The organism is Pseudomonas fluorescens, from assembly GCF_902497785.1.
GTDB lineage: Bacteria > Pseudomonadota > Gammaproteobacteria > Pseudomonadales > Pseudomonadaceae > Aquipseudomonas > Aquipseudomonas fluorescens_BO.
The window spans coordinates 256,922-272,647 of sequence record NZ_CABVHK010000004.1 but is presented as its reverse complement, the minus strand read 5'-3'; the positions used below and the strand labels follow the sequence as shown (position 1 = coordinate 272,647).

At 56.8% G+C, this 15,726-nt stretch carries 13 protein-coding genes and 1 pseudogene; 6 read left to right on the top strand and 8 right to left on the bottom strand.

Going from position 1 to position 15,726, the window contains the following annotated elements:
* Positions 1 to 265 precede the first annotated feature (265 nt).
* On the bottom strand, positions 266 to 1,264 hold the full coding sequence (locus F8N62_RS08205; protein ID WP_150710470.1) for a YeiH family protein: 999 nt from the start codon (positions 1,262 to 1,264) through the stop codon (positions 266 to 268).
* A gap of 99 nt (positions 1,265 to 1,363) precedes the next feature.
* Between F8N62_RS08205 and F8N62_RS08200 the strand changes: the two genes are divergently transcribed.
* Positions 1,364 to 2,254: a LysR substrate-binding domain-containing protein gene (locus tag F8N62_RS08200; RefSeq protein WP_150710469.1), complete on the top strand. Its 891-nt coding sequence runs from the start codon at positions 1,364 to 1,366 to the stop codon at positions 2,252 to 2,254.
* 14 nt (positions 2,255 to 2,268) lie between these two features.
* On the opposite strand, the gene F8N62_RS08195 is transcribed toward F8N62_RS08200, so the two are convergent.
* Entirely contained in the window at positions 2,269 to 2,994 is a 726-nt protein-coding gene (locus tag F8N62_RS08195) for a GntR family transcriptional regulator (protein WP_150710468.1), read from the bottom strand.
* Between the two features lie 153 nt (positions 2,995 to 3,147).
* On the opposite strand from F8N62_RS08195, the gene F8N62_RS08190 reads away from it, so the two are divergent.
* From F8N62_RS08190 to F8N62_RS08175, 4 genes are all read left to right on the top strand, one after another.
* Positions 3,148 to 3,435: a UxaA family hydrolase gene (locus F8N62_RS08190; RefSeq protein WP_150710467.1), complete on the top strand. Its 288-nt coding sequence runs from the start codon at positions 3,148 to 3,150 to the stop codon at positions 3,433 to 3,435.
* Between the two features lie 2 nt (positions 3,436 to 3,437).
* On the top strand, positions 3,438 to 4,607 hold the full coding sequence (locus tag F8N62_RS08185; RefSeq protein WP_150710466.1) for a UxaA family hydrolase: 1,170 nt from the start codon (positions 3,438 to 3,440) through the stop codon (positions 4,605 to 4,607).
* A gap of 282 nt (positions 4,608 to 4,889) precedes the next feature.
* Entirely contained in the window at positions 4,890 to 6,224 is a 1,335-nt protein-coding gene (gene dctA / locus F8N62_RS08180) for a C4-dicarboxylate transporter DctA (RefSeq protein WP_150710465.1), read from the top strand.
* A gap of 107 nt (positions 6,225 to 6,331) precedes the next feature.
* Positions 6,332 to 7,351 carry an Ldh family oxidoreductase gene (locus F8N62_RS08175; RefSeq protein ID WP_150710464.1) on the top strand — a complete coding sequence of 340 codons (1,020 nt, stop codon included), beginning with the start codon at positions 6,332 to 6,334 and terminating at the stop codon, positions 7,349 to 7,351.
* A gap of 332 nt (positions 7,352 to 7,683) precedes the next feature.
* Here the strand turns inward: F8N62_RS08175 and F8N62_RS08170 are convergent, their stop codons facing one another.
* The 4 genes and pseudogenes from F8N62_RS08170 to F8N62_RS08155 all read right to left on the bottom strand — a co-directional run.
* Positions 7,684 to 8,439 carry an anti-sigma factor family protein gene (locus F8N62_RS08170; RefSeq protein WP_150710463.1) on the bottom strand — a complete coding sequence of 252 codons (756 nt, stop codon included), beginning with the start codon at positions 8,437 to 8,439 and terminating at the stop codon, positions 7,684 to 7,686.
* Complete coding sequence (locus tag F8N62_RS08165; protein WP_150710462.1) at positions 8,436 to 8,948, bottom strand: sigma-70 family RNA polymerase sigma factor; 513 nt, start codon at positions 8,946 to 8,948, stop codon at positions 8,436 to 8,438. The genes F8N62_RS08170 and F8N62_RS08165 overlap by 4 nt, the downstream gene beginning before the upstream one ends.
* 209 nt (positions 8,949 to 9,157) lie before the next feature.
* On the bottom strand, positions 9,158 to 9,916 hold the full coding sequence (locus F8N62_RS08160) for an anti-sigma factor family protein (protein ID WP_150710461.1): 759 nt from the start codon (positions 9,914 to 9,916) through the stop codon (positions 9,158 to 9,160).
* 1,258 nt (positions 9,917 to 11,174) lie between these two features.
* Positions 11,175 to 11,483 (bottom strand): annotated as a pseudogene (locus F8N62_RS08155) (IS66 family transposase); the annotation flags it as partial.
* Between the two features lie 100 nt (positions 11,484 to 11,583).
* On the opposite strand from F8N62_RS08155, the gene F8N62_RS31820 reads away from it, so the two are divergent.
* Positions 11,584 to 11,901, top strand: a complete 318-nt coding sequence (locus F8N62_RS31820; protein WP_412071971.1) for a transposase — start codon at positions 11,584 to 11,586, stop codon at positions 11,899 to 11,901.
* 462 nt (positions 11,902 to 12,363) lie between these two features.
* Here the strand turns inward: F8N62_RS31820 and F8N62_RS08145 are convergent, their stop codons facing one another.
* Positions 12,364 to 13,056: a response regulator gene (locus tag F8N62_RS08145; RefSeq protein ID WP_150710460.1), complete on the bottom strand. Its 693-nt coding sequence runs from the start codon at positions 13,054 to 13,056 to the stop codon at positions 12,364 to 12,366.
* Complete coding sequence (locus F8N62_RS08140; RefSeq protein ID WP_150710459.1) at positions 13,053 to 15,710, bottom strand: sensor histidine kinase; 2,658 nt, start codon at positions 15,708 to 15,710, stop codon at positions 13,053 to 13,055. Before F8N62_RS08140 ends, F8N62_RS08145 begins: the two co-directional genes overlap by 4 nt.
* Positions 15,711 to 15,726 lie beyond the last annotated feature (16 nt).

Below are 15,726 nucleotides of genomic sequence, written 5' to 3'. Positions count from 1 at the left end.
ATACGTCGGCGAGCCTCGAGATGGAAGGGCGGCAGCGCAAAGCTTACCCCGGGAAGTGCAACAGGCGACGGCAATGATCATCCTGGTCCACTCATGCGAAATTTTTTCTTGGGTTACGTGATTTTTGTCTATGGCCTTACTAGACCTTTATGATTAACGCGCTCAGCCGTACTAAACGTGCTCGATCTAGCCGCCATCAACAGCCTGTCTGACGTCATAGAACAGAACTCCTGAGCGGGCACGAGAAAAGTTGTGAGATCAGCTGTTAATTCACATCCGTAGGCAACAAATGCACTGACAGTAACCCCCCGCCCATCAGCAGGATGAAGAGGAACAACGCGAGAACAAAAGGTTTGATACCCAAGGCGGTCAATTTTTCCAGGCGGGTTTCATAACCTAGCGCGGCCATCGACATGGCCAATGCGATTTGTCCGATCAATACCAGAGCGTGATGCAGGTCGACGGGCAGAGTGATAAAGCTGTTGAAAATCACCAGTGCCAAAAAACCGAAAGCGAACCAGGGGATCACGATCCCGCCTTTGGTTTTCTGCTCGCCAGACCTGCGAACGTTCCACCATTGGCTGAGGATCAGCAGGAAGGGAATCAGCAACATCACCCGGACCAGCTTGACGATGACCGCATTGGCCAGCGCATGTGGACCGACCGCATCCCCTGCGGCCACCACTTGAGCCACCTCGTGCACCGTCGCGCCAATGTAGATGCCGAAGGTGCTTTCATTCAGGCCGGTCAGCGGATAGAGCAGGGGATAAACCAACATCGAGAGACTGCCGAATAACACCACCGTCGCCACCGCCATCGAGGTGGCTGCCGGGCGCGAGCGAATCGTGGCCTCTGCTGCCAGCACCGCTGCGGCACCGCAAATGGCACTGCCTGCGCAGGTCAGGAGTGTCGTTTCCCGGTCCAGTTTGAGTACGCGAGTGCCGAACAGATAACCCACCACCAGCACAGTGGTGATGACCGACATGTCCAGTAGTAGAACCGCCGGGCCAAGGGCAAAGATCTGTTGCAGGGTCAGAGACAGGCCGAACAAGACAATCCCTCCACGCAACAGCCAGCGCATGGAAAAGCGCAGTCCTGGTTGCGCGGATGTCAGGTGGTTTGCCAATGGCAGATTGCCCACTGCCAGCCCCAGCAACAAGGCGAATACCAGGGCGCTGAAACCACTGTTGGCCAGCATGGGGAGCTGCTTGAGCACATATCCGGCGGCCGTAAGCACCGCGCATAACACCAGACCCTGCCACATAAAAATATTCTCCTGAGCTTGCGAATGGACTCAGGGTATGGGCAGATAGAAGGGAATGAGTAAACGGTTATAACGATATAACCAATCGGAAAAACTGAAATGCACACGAACATAAGCTTCCGGCAGTTGCAGGTTTTCGTCGCGGTGGTCCGGGAGGGAAGCCTCGGCGCAGCGGCGCAAAAACTCAATTTGTCACAGTCGGCCACAAGCCAGTCGTTGTCCGATCTGGAGCGGCAATTGGGCCTGATGCTCTTCGAACGACTGGGACGACGGCTGCTGCTCAACGACGCCGGACGTCGTTTATTGCCGCGTGCCGAAGCGCTGCTGAGTGATCTGGATCAGTTTGTCGACGCAGCGGTTGAGCCCGAAGGCCACTTGCAGGGCAGTCTGAATGTCGCCGCCAGCGCGACCATCGGTAACTACCTTTTGCCTCCGCTCGTTGGACGGTTCGTGGAGCGTTATCCACAGGTGGATCTGCACATGCGTTTGCTCAATACCGATGAGGTGGTGGGCGAGATCATGCGTTTCGAGGCGGACCTGGGGATGATCGAAGGGCAGTGCACCGAGTCTCGCCTGGCGTCTGAGGTGTGGCGGCAAGATGAAATGGTGGTCATCTGTTCCCCCGATCATCGACTCGCGGAACGAGGCCAGCTCAACGATGAAGATTTGAGCAGCGAGCACTGGGTGTTGCGCGAGCCTGGCTCAGGTACCCGGGCCATGTTTGAAGCGGCAATCCTGCATCGCGCCGCGCGGTTAAGGGTGCGCATGGAATTGAGCCAGCACGAAGCTATCAAGCAGGCGGTTCGTGCCGGGTTCGGATTGGGCTGCATGTCACGCCTGACCGTGGCGGGCGAGCTGCAAAGGGGTGAGTTGGTCAGTCTGGAAAACGACCTGCACCTGAGTCGTACATTTTCCCTGATCTGGCACCCTGACCGCTATCGCAGCCCGGTCTGGCAGGCATTCAAGGTGTTTCTACGCGAGACGGCCTGAGGGCCGTCCGTACGTCACACCCTGTTGGAGTATGAGTAATCGCGAGTCAGGACAACTGAAATCCGCCGTTCGATGGGCTGATCCTGATAGTCGCGCGCGATTCGTCGTATCTCCAGCAAGGGTTCGCCGGGCTCGGCGCCTAAGTACTTCACCTCCGTATCGTTGGCCTTGATTGCCACGAGGGTCTCGTCGGCATGCGCCACTGTCGCTCCGAAACGTTGCTGATAGAGGTGATACAGCGTGTTAGGCAACACTTCGGGCTGCGTGCGCAGTTCGCCAAAACGTTTGGCATCCAGTGCGATGCTCTCCAATACCGCCGGCTTATCGTCCAGTTCACGCACCCGCTGGATGTAGATGACTTTGGCGCCCGACTCCAGATTCAGTTCGCGAATTTCGTCGGCGTTCGCCTTGCGCAATACACGACTGAGCACCAGTGAAACGGGCAGGCAGCGACTGCCGTCATGACGTCTGATGTTGAAGAAACGGAACAGCGCGCTGTCGGCGTCATGGGTGGCCACTGCTGTGCCTTTGCCCTGCTGCCGGATCACGATGCTCTCTGCGACCAGCTCGTTCAGGGCCTTGCGTAACGTGCCCACGCTCACGTTGTAGCTGGCGGCCAAGGCTGCTTCGCTGGGGATAAAAGTCCCTGGAGACCATTCGCCTGACGCGATGCGTTCAAGCAGCAACTCTTTGATCTGTTGGTACAAAGGCCGAAAAGTGGGTCCCTTGAGGGCTTCCATGGATAGCGTGTCCTGTGCTTGAGCGCGGCGAGATGTAGAGGTGTCGCAAAGTATACCGGTGATCCCGCATGAAGAATATCTCGTTGACTATCATATGTCTTATGTCTTATACATGACTTGGCGTGAGCTAATGATGTCAAACAGGAGAGAATCATGAGTATCGATTTTGTGGTTCACGACGCTGACGATGCCGTCGGGGTTGTGGTGGTGGAGGGGGTTACGGCGGGGCAGAAACTGACCGGCTGGATCATGGATCAAGACAAGACGCTGGCAGATTTTGTCGTGCTTGGGGCTATTCCGATCGGCCACAAACTGGCGATCCGTGATCTTCAGGAAGGCGACGCGGTCATCAAATATGGCGTGGACATTGGTCGTGTAGTGAAGCCCATTCGCAAGGGTGAACACCTGCATGTCCACAACGTAAAAACCAAGAGGTGGTGAGCATGGAAATCAAAGACCGCAAGTTCATGGGGTATCGTCGTGAAAACGGACGCGTCGGGGTCCGCAACCACGTCATCGTCTTGCCCGTGGATGATATTTCCAATGCCGCCGCCGAAGCCGTGGCCAATAACATCAAAGGCGCCATCGCGCTGCCTCACCCTTATGGCCGCCTGCAATTTGGCGAGGACCTTGAGCTGCATTTCCGGACATTGATCGGAACCGGCTGCAACCCAAATGTCGCGGCTGTGATTGTCATCGGTATCGAGCCCGGCTGGACCGGTCGCGTCGTGGACGGCATTCGCGCTTCCGGAAAACCGGTCGAGGGGTTCTGGATCGAACAGAATGGCGATCACAACACCATCTGCTCGGCTTCACGCAAGGCTCGGGAATTTGTCCAGAACGCTACCGAACTGCAGCGCGAAGAATGCGATATCAGCGAGTTGTGGGTATCCACCAAGTGCGGCGAGTCTGATACCACCTCCGGCTGCGGCGCCAACCCCACGGTCGGCAACGCTTTCGACAAGCTTTATGCGCAAGGCTGCACGCTGGTATTTGGCGAGACATCCGAACTGACCGGCGGCGAGCATTTGGTCGCCGAGCGCTGCAGCACACCGGCGGTACGTGAGAAGTTTCAGTTCATGTTCGATCGCTACGCCGCCATGATCGATCGCTGGAAAACCAGCGACCTGTCCGAGTCGCAGCCGACCAAGGGCAATATCGAAGGAGGGCTGACGACCATCGAGGAAAAAGCCCTGGGCAATATCCAGAAGATCGGCAAGCAGTGCCGGGTCGATGGTGTATTGGATAAAGCCGAAGCGCCGACCGGATCGGGATTGTGGTTCATGGACTCATCATCCGCTGCCGCCGAGATGGTGACCTTGTGCGCTGCTGCGGGTTATGTCGTTCACCTGTTCCCGACCGGACAAGGCAACGTGATCGGCAATCCGATTCTTCCTGTCATCAAGATTTGCGCAAACCCACGGACCTTCCGCACCATGGGTGAGCATATCGACGTCGATGTGTCTGGGTTGTTGCGTCGGGAAATCAACATGGATGAAGCCGGTAACAAGCTGCTGGAAATGACACTGCGCACCGCCAACGGCAGAAACACCTGTGCCGAAGCGCTCGGGCATCGCGAGTTCGTACTGACTCGCCTTTTCGAAAGCGCGTGACACGCCAGTCGTTGAAGTAAACAGCCAGTGCTTTGTCTTGAGCGGTGTGACGGCAGTGAGTCGCACCGCTCGATGCACACAATCGCTGTGATTTTGAGTCAGGTACCACGTTGGATCAGTCGACATTGAGTCGTTGTCATCGACAAGACTCAGTCGTTGCAGGTTCGGCTGAAGAGCTACGGAATAATAAAAATAACGCTGCCCTTTTCCGTACGGCTGGCATGTACCGCGAATCGGTACTCGGTATGGGCCCAGGGTAGCTCCTGAACAGGAGATACCGTCTTGCGCTTTCTCAAAAATCTGTACATCCAGGTCCTCATCGGGCTGTTTGCTGGCATTCTCGTGGGCTATCTGGCACCCACGTTCGGCGTTCAGATGAAGCCCTTGGGTGACACGTTCATTCGTTTGATCAAGATGCTGATCACGATGGTGATCTTTTGTACGGTGTCGGTTGGCATTGCCCGTATGGAGAGCCTCAAAGAAGTAGGTCAAGTCGGGTTCAAAACGATTGTGTATTTCGAGGTGATCACGACCGTGGCCCTGGTGCTGGGTCTGGTGGTTGCCAATCTGGTCAAACCTGGCGCCGGCCTGAACATAGCCCCTGCGTCACTTGATCCCCATTCCGTGGCGGACCTGGTCAACAAGGCTCATTCCATTGGGTCGGTCAGTTTCCTGGATCAGATAGTGCCGAACTCCGTAGTCGGCGCCTTCGCCAATGGCGACTTGCTGCCGGTATTGCTGTTCTCGGTATTGTTTGGTGTGGCCCTGTCGATCATGTCCACACGCAGTCAGATCATTTCCAAAGTCGTCGAGCAATTTGGCGATGCTTTGATGCGTATCGTCGAAATGATCATGCGTCTCGCGCCTTTGGGTGCTTTTGGCGCAATGGCATTCACGGTCGGCAAATTCGGTATCGGAACCCTCCAGCAGCTGGGCATGTTGATTATCTGCCTGTATGTCACCAGCATTCTTTTTGTGGTGATTGTCCTGGGTGGCATCAGCCGGTATGCCGGGGTGAGTTTGTGGGGGTTGATCAAGTATTTCCGTGATGAGCTGCTTATCGTGTTGGGCACCTCCACGACGGAATCAGTGTTGCCACGGCTCATGAACAAGCTTGAACGCTTGGGCTGTAACAGATCAGTCGTCGGGCTGGTGATTCCGACCGGTTATTCCTTCAACCTGGATGGCGCCGCTATTTATCTGACGATGACTTCGATGTTCATCGCTCAGGCAATGAATATCGATCTGACCTGGACTCAGCAATTGGGCTTGTTGGCGATTCTTTTGATCACTTCAAAAGGCGGTGCGGGAGTTGCCGGTGCCGCGCTGATTGCACTCACCGCGACCCTGGCCTCGCATAGCATCATCCCGGTCGCAGGCATTACGCTTATCTTGGGTATCGACCGGATTCTCAATGAGGTTCGGGCGCTGGTGAACATGCTTGGCAATGTGGTTGCGACCATTGTCGTTGCGCGCTGGGAAGGTAAATTCGATATCGAGATGGCCAGGAAAGTCTTGAGTTCCTCTCGAGAAGATCAGTTGGCGGCAGAGAAATGCGCTGCGGGTTTGATCGACTCCGATCCTCAAGCCGAACTTGAGCTTGCCGCCAAGAGTTGAGCCCTTGGCAACAGCGTCTTGGCTGGAAGCGACACCGCCTGCTTGTTGGGCAGGGTCGCTGTCAGCCGCAAAACCAATGTATCGAGTGCAATTGTCGGGTGATCGCCATGAATAAAATCATCAGAGTGGAAGATGCGCATGAGTTGGCCTTTGAGGCGTTGCGCGGTGTGGGAATGCCTGAAGAAGCGGCGCAGATTACTGCCCGGGCATTGGTAGCGGCTGAGCGTGACGAATTGTCATCGCACGGTTTGGCGCGCCTGCCTTTTTATCTGGAGCAGGCATTGAGCGGCAAAGTTAATCCGAAGGCGCAGGCGCAGGTCAGTGTTCGCGGAGCCGTTGTACGGGTCGATGCCCAGCACGGGCTGGCTTTTCCTGCGGTCAGCGCCGGTCTTGAAAAGGCGATACCCCTAGCCCGTGAGCTTGGGTTGGTGGCGGTCTCGATTGCTCATTCTCATCACTTTGGTGTGGCTGGCTATCATGTGGAGCAGGTGGCGCGACAGGGGCTGCTTGCGCTGGCCTTCAGCAATGCCCCCTCGGCCATGGCGCCATGGGGCGGTAGCACTCCGCTGTTTGGCACCAATCCCATTGCTTTTGCATCGCCACGCCAGGATGCAGAACCCGTCGTCATCGACCTTTCGTTATCAAAAGTCGCACGCGGAAAAATCATGTTGGCAAAAAAAGCCGGCACCTCCATTCCCGAAGGCTGGGCCATCGATTCGGATGGACATCCGACCACCGATCCGGACGCTGCGCTGGCAGGAAGCATGGTCCCGGCCGCAGAGGCCAAGGGCGCAGCCCTGGCGCTGATGGTTGAGTTGCTGACCGCCGGACTGACCGGTTGTCATTTCGGCTATCAAGCCAGTTCCTTTTTCGATGCCGAAGGTGACGCGCCGAATGTCGCGCACCTGATGCTGATCATTGACCCGCCATTTTTCGGCCCCGGTTATCCCGGGCATGTTGAAGCCTTGTTCAAGGCAATGCTGGCCCAAGAGGGCGTGCGATTGCCCAGTGAGCGTCGTTATGCCGCCCGGAGCAACCATCACACCCACATCACACTGCCTCAAAGTCTGATCGTCAGACTGGAAGAATTCGGACGGAGACAGCAGGGGCAACGACTAAGGCTATAACCCAGTTGAACATAATTTATTCATCCGATGTTTTTTGGATAAGCGTGCCAAACTGTCTGGCTCGTGTAAGTCTGTTGTCTAAATTTACTTTCACACCATGCACGCCTATGAGTCGTCGTTGCCATGCCGTACGCATTGCCATTGAGCCGCCTTGGACAGCACCTGCTGTATGAGAGCGGCGGATGTAAATATGCCAATCCGTTCGCGATAGGCGTGGACTTGTTAGGATTCGGCCTGCTGCGAAGCACGATAACCGAATGGGATAGTATGTAACTCGGAGCACTCAAATGTGGGCGGCTTGGCCGCCAGTGCACTAAGAGTGTGAAGGCCCATTATATGGGAGGGGAGAGCGACCGTAGTGCTGCTTGGGTAGCCCGGTCGTCCGCCAATCCCACAACTGCATAGTTATAGCCATTTCCCGACCAATAGTCAGTCTGGAGCTCACCGTCTCGCCGGGTTCCATGGGGGAGCGGGTGGCGGCGGCTGACAGGTGGTCGAATGAAGAAGCTCACCGTTCGCCCCGATGCGTCCTTATATATCACCGTTGCGGCTGCGCCTTGTTCGGTTGACACCAACCGCCCTTTGACTGGCTTGAAACCAGCTGCCAGAAGATCAGGAAGTCGATTGGCCGAAGCGAAATTGGCATCAATCCAGTCTTGAACGTCACTGCTTTCCGAGGGTTTCCAGTCGGATGCCACATCGTCTTTGAGTGCAAACATACGATAGGCTTGAACGGCGTCCGCCATAGGAGGCGTGCCTGACATGCTCATTCCTCTCATTTGCCAGCCGCAAAGCCCCCCGACACTCACAGCCATCAGTACCACCGCGGCAGTTGCATATTGTCTGGCGCGGTTAGGCAGAAGGCGTTTGCGTATGAAAGCTGGATCAAGCGTGGGGTTTGGTGCCAAATGTAACTCATCCCTCATCAACGCGCGCAAGCGTTGCGCGTCCAGTTGCCAGGCCTGAACCTGTGCATATAAAACCGAATTGGACGCCAGATATATTTCAAGGGCCTGCCGATCGGTTTCGCTGAGATGACCATCGACGTAACTGTGCAAATCGCATTCGGAAGGGGGCAACGTAATCACTTCACTATCCCCAACATTGTAGTGTTAATTTCACCATCACTAAGCAGGCGCAGCGCCTGGCGTGCGCGAGAAAGTCTCGACATCACCGTTCCCACTGGCACACCAAGGATTTCCGCGCAGTCATTGTAACTCAACCCTTCGACTGAGACCCAAAGCAATAAAGCCCGCTGTTCGGTATTGAGCCGCTGGAACGCATCCAAAGTCGACCTGGCTACGACAGTGCGCTCCACGGAAGGCTCGAAATCATCTTCCTTGCTGCGTGTGAAGAGTTCAAGCATGCGGCTGTACCGGCGTGAGCGCCGGTGGGCGTCGAGAAATTGTCTGTATAGGATGGCGAACAGCCATGCACGCAGATCACCCTCTGGTCGTTTACCACCCCACGACGTCAACGCTTTCTCTAGGCTCGATTGCACTAAATCATCTGCACTGGGGGCATCTCGCGTCAATGACAAAGCAAACCGCCGCATGCGCGGCAGCAGTTCACGCAATTGTTCATCCAGACCATTCATGAGGCAGTTTCCATTTCGTCCTTCGGATATAGCAAGACGTCCGTTTTTAGACACTTGTTTGGTGCTAGGGAATTCGCGGTTTACTATGGTAAACCGCTTATTACCGCGCGGTCGTTAGTTAGCCGAACTTTAAACCGACCCAACAGTGCACTCGCACTAAGGTCGAAAAACGGCGCTGTTTGAGCAACTGGGCTCGTCCAAGCATTGGATCAAATAGACGCACGTAGTTTCCGACGAACGCGTTGAATTGCTTCATCGTGGAGAGGTCCCACAATCGCGTAGTTGTAGCCAGCGCTTGACCAATAATCTGCCTGCAGATCTCCGTCTTGGCGACTGCCCCGTGGAAGCATACGGACATTCTCACCCGAAGGGCGGATGTAAAAGCTCAGGGTGCGGCCTTTCTGATCTTTGTAAATAATCATCGCTGCCGCTCCTTGTTCAGTACTGTTCATACGCCCGCTCACTGGTTTAAATCCGGCAAGCTCCATGTCAGGCAAACGCTCCGCTCTGGAGAAGTTTCGGTCCAGCCATTGCTGTGCGTTGCTTGCATTTCCTGCGTTCCAATCTCCGGAAAACTGATCTTTTAGCGCAAACATCCGGTACGCCTGCACCGCATCCGCCATGGGCGGGACGGCACTTGTAATAGACGATTCGCGGCTCTGCCAGCCGCTCATGCCCCCGACGGCGGTGGCTATGACCAATACAAAAGCCATAACGAAACGCCTGTAGCGGTTGTGGCGGATGCCTGTCCGGATGAAAGCGGGATCTAGCGCAGCATTTACCCCGCGCAGAAGGTTACCGGTTAATGCGGCACGTAAAAAATAGGCGTCTGTTTGCCAATCCTTGACCTGATAGGCTACATCTGGATGTCCGGCAAGCCACGCTCCCAACATCACTCGGTCAACATCGTTGAGTTGATGATCGATATAGGCGTTCAGCGCGTAATCACTAGGGGGCAGATTAATCATTTCAAATTCCGCAGGGCAGAGGATTATTACGCCATCAGTGATGGCCAGCGGTACCCTGTCTGCAAGTGTTCTCAGGTCAGCGCATAAGAGGGAGACGATGCGGGGCCGTATTTATTCCTAAACTTTTACAGCTAAAATCAGGTACGACGGGGTTGGCTATGGGTAGTACTAGCGAGATTGCTCTGCCGAAAGCCCTTCGTCGGTCGGTGCCAGGACATTCTGTATTGATGACGACCCGTGAAATGCTCTCTAAGTCGAATGCCAAGCGGAGTCCAATGACCGTTGTAACCGAATACGCCAAATTTCTTTCTACGGACCTGTCATTTGTGGCGTCCACCGTGAACCAACAGACCCTTTTTAATGGTTCGACAGCATCCCTAGATTGTTACTTCTGGCAGCTATTGCGCGCCAATGTCTACGGGGTTCGATAAAATTGTCAGTGGCCATGGAATAACCTGTCTTCGTCTACGTCTTAGGGGCTTAAGAGAGACAACCGAACACCAAATCATTCTGGAAACCACACCCCTAACTCGACCTTGTTGTTTCGCGGGATCAAAAACATGCCAGACCTGAAGCACATACACCCATGGTACCAACCCGGAGACTGCCATTGTCACGCTACATCCGATGCGGGATTTGAGGTGTCTGCACAGAGGAGAAGTGCTATTTGAGCAAACGAGCAAACGAGCAAAGCATCAAGCGAGGTGTTGGGAAGTCCTCGGCATCGGCTGTCTTGACCCAAACGTTCGCTAGGCGTATGACGGGCCTTTCGATTGCCCCTTCGCCAATGCTGGCGCCAGACTTCGTGCGCTTTTTTTAACGCAGCGCCAAAACGCCGAAGTAAGCTTCCGCGTAAGTGATCAACTACATAGTCGCGCGCATTAAGTAACGCGAAATCCCTATTATCGAGCAATCTGCAGAACTGGTGGAGCGGTCGAAGAGATACTCCTGTTACAGTGTAGAACGGTTATATTCTTGCGTTTAAAAATCTAGGACGTTGGAGTTGATCATTCATTATCGACATAACCTGTTGCTAATTGAAGACGTCTAGTAGCAAAAGACAAGGCAGGAGTCGAGATGTCAGATAATGACTGATTCACCCAGCGTTATGGAATTAATACACCATTCCAACGAGATAAAAATTTCATTCCGGGCAGTGCCACCGTTCGTGCTGCACTAATTTCAGTGCGTTATGGAAATGCTAAATGCTACGCCTGGTTGTTTGAGCGTATGCCTCCGGCCATCACGCCTTGCGTAACTAAACTGGTTGCCACTTATGCGGCAGTAGCTGGTCGATTTCACTCGCCCGCTGCGTCGGCAGGCGCGTGAGAATATCCTTCAGATAGGCATACGGATCATAACCATTCAACTGCGCCGGCTGGATCAAGCTCATGATCGCAGCCGCCCGTTTGCCGCTGCGCAGCGAATCTGCGAAGAGCCAGTTCTTGCGCACCAGTGCCCACGGCCGGATCTGGTTCTCCGCCCAATTGTTGTCAATGTGTACGGCCCCGTCATCGAGGTAGCGCGACAGCGCTGCCCAGCGTTTCAGGCTGTAATCCAGTGCTCTGCCGGGCATTCTGAAGAATGGAGAAAGCGGCCGGCCCGGAGCTTTTCGGCAGCTGATACAGCGCTTGGGTGATCATCTAAAAGAGTTGGACCGACAGGTAGTGCAGCTTGAACGGGAAATTCAACAGTGGCATCGCGGAAACGAAGGCAGTTGTCGGCTTACGCAGATACCAGGCGTTGGACCGATCACAGTGAGCGCCCTAGTGGCATCCGTAGGTGATTCAAAGAGCTTTGCCAATGGTCTACAGATGGTGGCATGGCTGGGGCTGGTGCCACGACAGCATTCAACTGGAGGCAAGTCCACGCTGTTGGGTATTAGCAAGCGGGGTGACTGTTATTTGCGCACCTTGATGGTTCATAGCGCAGGAGCTGTGGTTCGCTACGCCGAAAGTAAAACTGATCCCTCGGCGGATTGTTGAAGGGTTTGCTGGGACGCCACAACACGAATGTGGCAGTAGTTGGTCAGGCCAACAAAAAAGCTCGGACTGCCTTGGGGCTGTTGACTCACGATCGCAGATTCCGCTCCGATTACACCCCTGTCGTCACAGGGGTTTAATCGAGGCGGCGGAGTCAGGTGATGATGCGTTATTAGAAGGAGTACTTCCAAGGTTGCCCCGGCAATCATGACGGGATGGCAAGACAAGTAGGACCGGGATCGGGTAACTCTGCCCTCTCACAGGCGCTTCGAGCGCGTGGTGGTGATAAGATCCCGATCAGCGAATTCCATCAGGGACAGAAGCAGAGCTACACATAAAGTCCGGATGTACGGCTGCAATCTCAACCCCGTCAGTGTTCTCACGAATTGAGCGCTAGGCAAACTGGGGGCGTCCATGAATGTGAGAGGACGCCGGCTGTAAATGCCTCCTACTCGATCCTGGAATTTAGAGCCCTACCAGTCGATACCCCACCTGCAACTCGGTAATAAAGTACTGCGGTTGTGCGGGATTCGCCTCCAGCTTCTGGCGCAGATGGGCCATATGTACGCGTAGATAATGGGCGCGTTCTACGTAATCCAGACCCCAGACTTCCAGCAATAACTGCCTGTGCGTCAGCACTCGGCTCTGCCCGCGAATCATCGCGCACAACAGGCGGTACTCGATGGGCGTCAGGTGTACCGGCTGGCCTTGGCGACATACCTCATGGGTGGCCAGGTCGACTTCAATCTCGCCAAACGCCACTTTGCTGGTGGCTGTTACGGTGCCGGTTTGCCCATGTCGACGCAGTTGTGCGCGGATACGTGCCAGCAGCTCGGGCACGCTGAAAGGTTTGGTCAGGTAGTCATCGGCACCAGCATCCAGGGCGGCGACTTTTTCCTCTTCGCGATCCCGCGCCGACAACACCAGGATCGGCACCGCCAGCCATCCCCGCAATTCGCTGATCAACTGTTTGCCGTCGCCATCCGGCAAGCCGAGATCGACGATCACCAGGTCTGGCTGGCGGCTGGCGGCATGGATCAAGGCACGCTTGACGCTGTCGGCCTCGAAGACCTGGAAGCCTTCATCTTGCAGGGCGATACCGACAAAACGGCGGATATTGGCCTCGTCTTCAACAATCAGAATGCGCGCAGTGCTCATAGGGTTTCCATGGATGGCGGGGTGCCCGCCGGTAAAGTGATGACGAAATGCATGCCGCACTCGGTACCGGGGTTGGCCTCAATGCGACCGCCATGGGCTTCGATAATGCGCTTGACCAGTGCCAGCCCCAGGCCGATGCCCGCGACGGCGGACTCCTGCTGGCCGCGAGTGAAGGGTTCGAACAGGTTGTGAGCAGCACAGCCCGGCCCGGTGTCGTTGACTTCCAGCAGGATCTTGTCCCCAGCCTGGCGGGCGCCAACAGTAATGCAGGTGCCGTCGGGGGTGTACTTGGCGGCGTTGTCCAGCAGGTTGACCAGCACCCGTTCGATCAATACTCCATCGACCTCCACCAGTGGCAACTGCGCGTCCATGGCGGTGTGCACGACGTGCCGGGCCAGCGGTCCGCGCAACTGGCGCAGGGCGCTGCCGACGATTTCTTCCAGGGAGTGCCATTGCCGATTGAGTCGCACTCCGTGTTCTTGCATGCGGGCCATGTCCAGCAGGTTTTCAATCAGCCGTTGCATGGAAGTGGCTTGTTCGTGGATGTCGTGCAGCAGGTCAGTCAGCGGCCCGGGTGGGGCGTGGGGCAGTGCGGTGTCGGCGGCGCCGATCAACGTGGTCAAGGGCGTGCGCAAATCGTGGGAAATGGCGGCGAGCAGGGTGTTGCGCATTTTCTCGCCTTCCATCTGCACCAGTGTGCTTTGCGCCACTTCGACGAAATGCACACGCTCCAGGGCGATCGCCAACTGGCTCATGCAGGCTTCCAGCAACCGGCGCTCTTGCGGTTCGCTGAGGCGTTCGCGCTGGGCCAGTTCCAGCACCAGCACACCGCGTACGCGCATCGGTGCCTTCAATGGCAGGTAGCAACCTTTGGCGGCCGCGAGGGTGTCGGTGCCCTGGCCCGCCGGGCGGCCATGGTCGTAGCTCCATTGGGCGATGCCTTCATCGATGGGCAGCACGTCCGCGCCAACGCTACGGAGACGGTCTTGCGCATCTGGCAACGCCAGGCCCACCCGCGCCTCGAACACGCCGCTGAAGGTGCGCAGTGCCACTTCGCTGATCTGCTCCACGGTCAACGCCGCCGACAGGTCGCGGGCCAGTCGCGCCAACGACGTTGCACGCCGTTCCCGGGCCGCGGCGGTGCGTGCTTCATGGCGTAGGCGGGCGGTGAGTTGCCCGGTGATCAAGGCGATGCCGAGCATCAAGGCAAAGGTGAAGAAATACTGGGTGTCATTGACGGTGAAGGAATAGCGCGGCTGCACGAAAAAGAAGTCAAAACACAGCACCGCGAGCATCGCCGCCCAGACGCCGGGACCGCGCCCATAGCGCAGGGCCACCAGCACCACGGTGAGCAAAAACACCATGACCACGTTGGCCAGGTCGAACACCTGAAGCAGCAGCGCGGCGATGGCGCTGGCGGTGAAGCAGGCCAGGCTAGCCCAGACATAGGCCAAGGTGCGACCCGGCGCAGGTGGTGGGTTTTGAAGATTTTTGACTGGGACGCTGGCGGGTAATACACCGTGGGCAATAACGACCTGATCAATCTGCGGATGGTGACGGCTGATTCGATCACTGACTGACTGGTGCCAGAACCGCCAGGCCTGGCGGGGATGATGGCCAAGCACCAGCCGGTTGGCGTTGTGCTCACGGGCACAGGCTGCCAGCGCCTCGGCGACGTCCATGCCTGGCAGCGTTGCGGTATCGGCGCCAAACTCGGTGGCCAGGGCCAGGGTTTTCATGGCCGTCAGATAGCGCTCGGCACCGCGACCTTGGGCCGAAGCCACATGCACGACGATCCAGTCTGCCTCAAGCTTCTGCGCCAGCCGCGCCGCTTCACGCACTAGGCGTTCATCACCGGCGTCGCCCGCCACGCCGACCAGCAGACGCTCGCGGGCTGGCCACAAGGCTTTGATTGAGCGTTCCCGACGATACACCCGCATCTGCGTGTCGACCCGGTCGGCCGTGCGGCGCAGTGCCAGCTCGCGCAGGGCCAGCAGGTTGCCCTTGCGGAAAAAATGCCGTGACGCACGCTTGGCCTGAGGCTCCAGGTAGACCTTGCCGTCCTTCAGGCGCTGCAACAGGTCATCGGGCGGCAGGTCGACCACCACCACTTCGTGAGCATTGTCGAACACGTGGTCGGGTACGGTTTCCCGCACGCGGATACCAATGATCCCACTGACAAGATCGTTAAGGCTTTCCAGGTGCTGGACGTTGAGGGTGGTCCATACGTCGATGCCGGCGCTGAGCAGTTCTTCAACATCTTGCCAGCGTTTGGGGTGGCGCGAGCCAGGCGCGTTGCTGTGGGCCAGTTCGTCGACCAGCAGCACCGACGGATGCCTGAGCAGGGCGGCGTCGAGGTCGAATTCGGTAAGGGAGACTTCGCGGTGTAACAGGGCGGTGCGGGGCAGTTGTTCCAGACCATGGAGCAGGTCGGTGGTTTCCTTGCGACCGTGGGTTTCCACGACGCCCGCGAGCAGGTCGCGGCCCAGGGCGACTTCTCGTTGCGCTGACGCGAGCATGGCGCAGGTCTTGCCCACGCCGGCGTTGGAGCCCAAGTAGATACGCAATTTGCCGCGCAAGGAGGCTTGTTCTTCCTGCTGGAGTCGGGCCAGCAAGGCGTCGGGGTCGGGGCGATCTTCGTTTAATGCGGGCATGTCATTCCTCAAGAGA

Coding starts and splice junctions, on each gene's coding strand:
- F8N62_RS08185 (WP_150710466.1), top strand. CDS start 3,438: ATGGAAATCAAAGACCGCAAGTTCATGGGGTATCGTCGTGAAAACGGA.
- F8N62_RS08175 (WP_150710464.1), top strand. CDS start 6,332: ATGAATAAAATCATCAGAGTGGAAGATGCGCATGAGTTGGCCTTTGAG.
- F8N62_RS08200 (WP_150710469.1), top strand. CDS start 1,364: ATGCACACGAACATAAGCTTCCGGCAGTTGCAGGTTTTCGTCGCGGTG.
- F8N62_RS08140 (WP_150710459.1), bottom strand. CDS start 15,710: ATGCCCGCATTAAACGAAGATCGCCCCGACCCCGACGCCTTGCTGGCC.
- F8N62_RS08195 (WP_150710468.1), bottom strand. CDS start 2,994: ATGGAAGCCCTCAAGGGACCCACTTTTCGGCCTTTGTACCAACAGATC.
- F8N62_RS08205 (WP_150710470.1), bottom strand. CDS start 1,264: ATGTGGCAGGGTCTGGTGTTATGCGCGGTGCTTACGGCCGCCGGATAT.
- F8N62_RS08165 (WP_150710462.1), bottom strand. CDS start 8,948: ATGAATGGTCTGGATGAACAATTGCGTGAACTGCTGCCGCGCATGCGG.
- F8N62_RS08190 (WP_150710467.1), top strand. CDS start 3,148: ATGAGTATCGATTTTGTGGTTCACGACGCTGACGATGCCGTCGGGGTT.
- F8N62_RS08145 (WP_150710460.1), bottom strand. CDS start 13,056: ATGAGCACTGCGCGCATTCTGATTGTTGAAGACGAGGCCAATATCCGC.
- F8N62_RS08160 (WP_150710461.1), bottom strand. CDS start 9,916: ATGATTAATCTGCCCCCTAGTGATTACGCGCTGAACGCCTATATCGAT.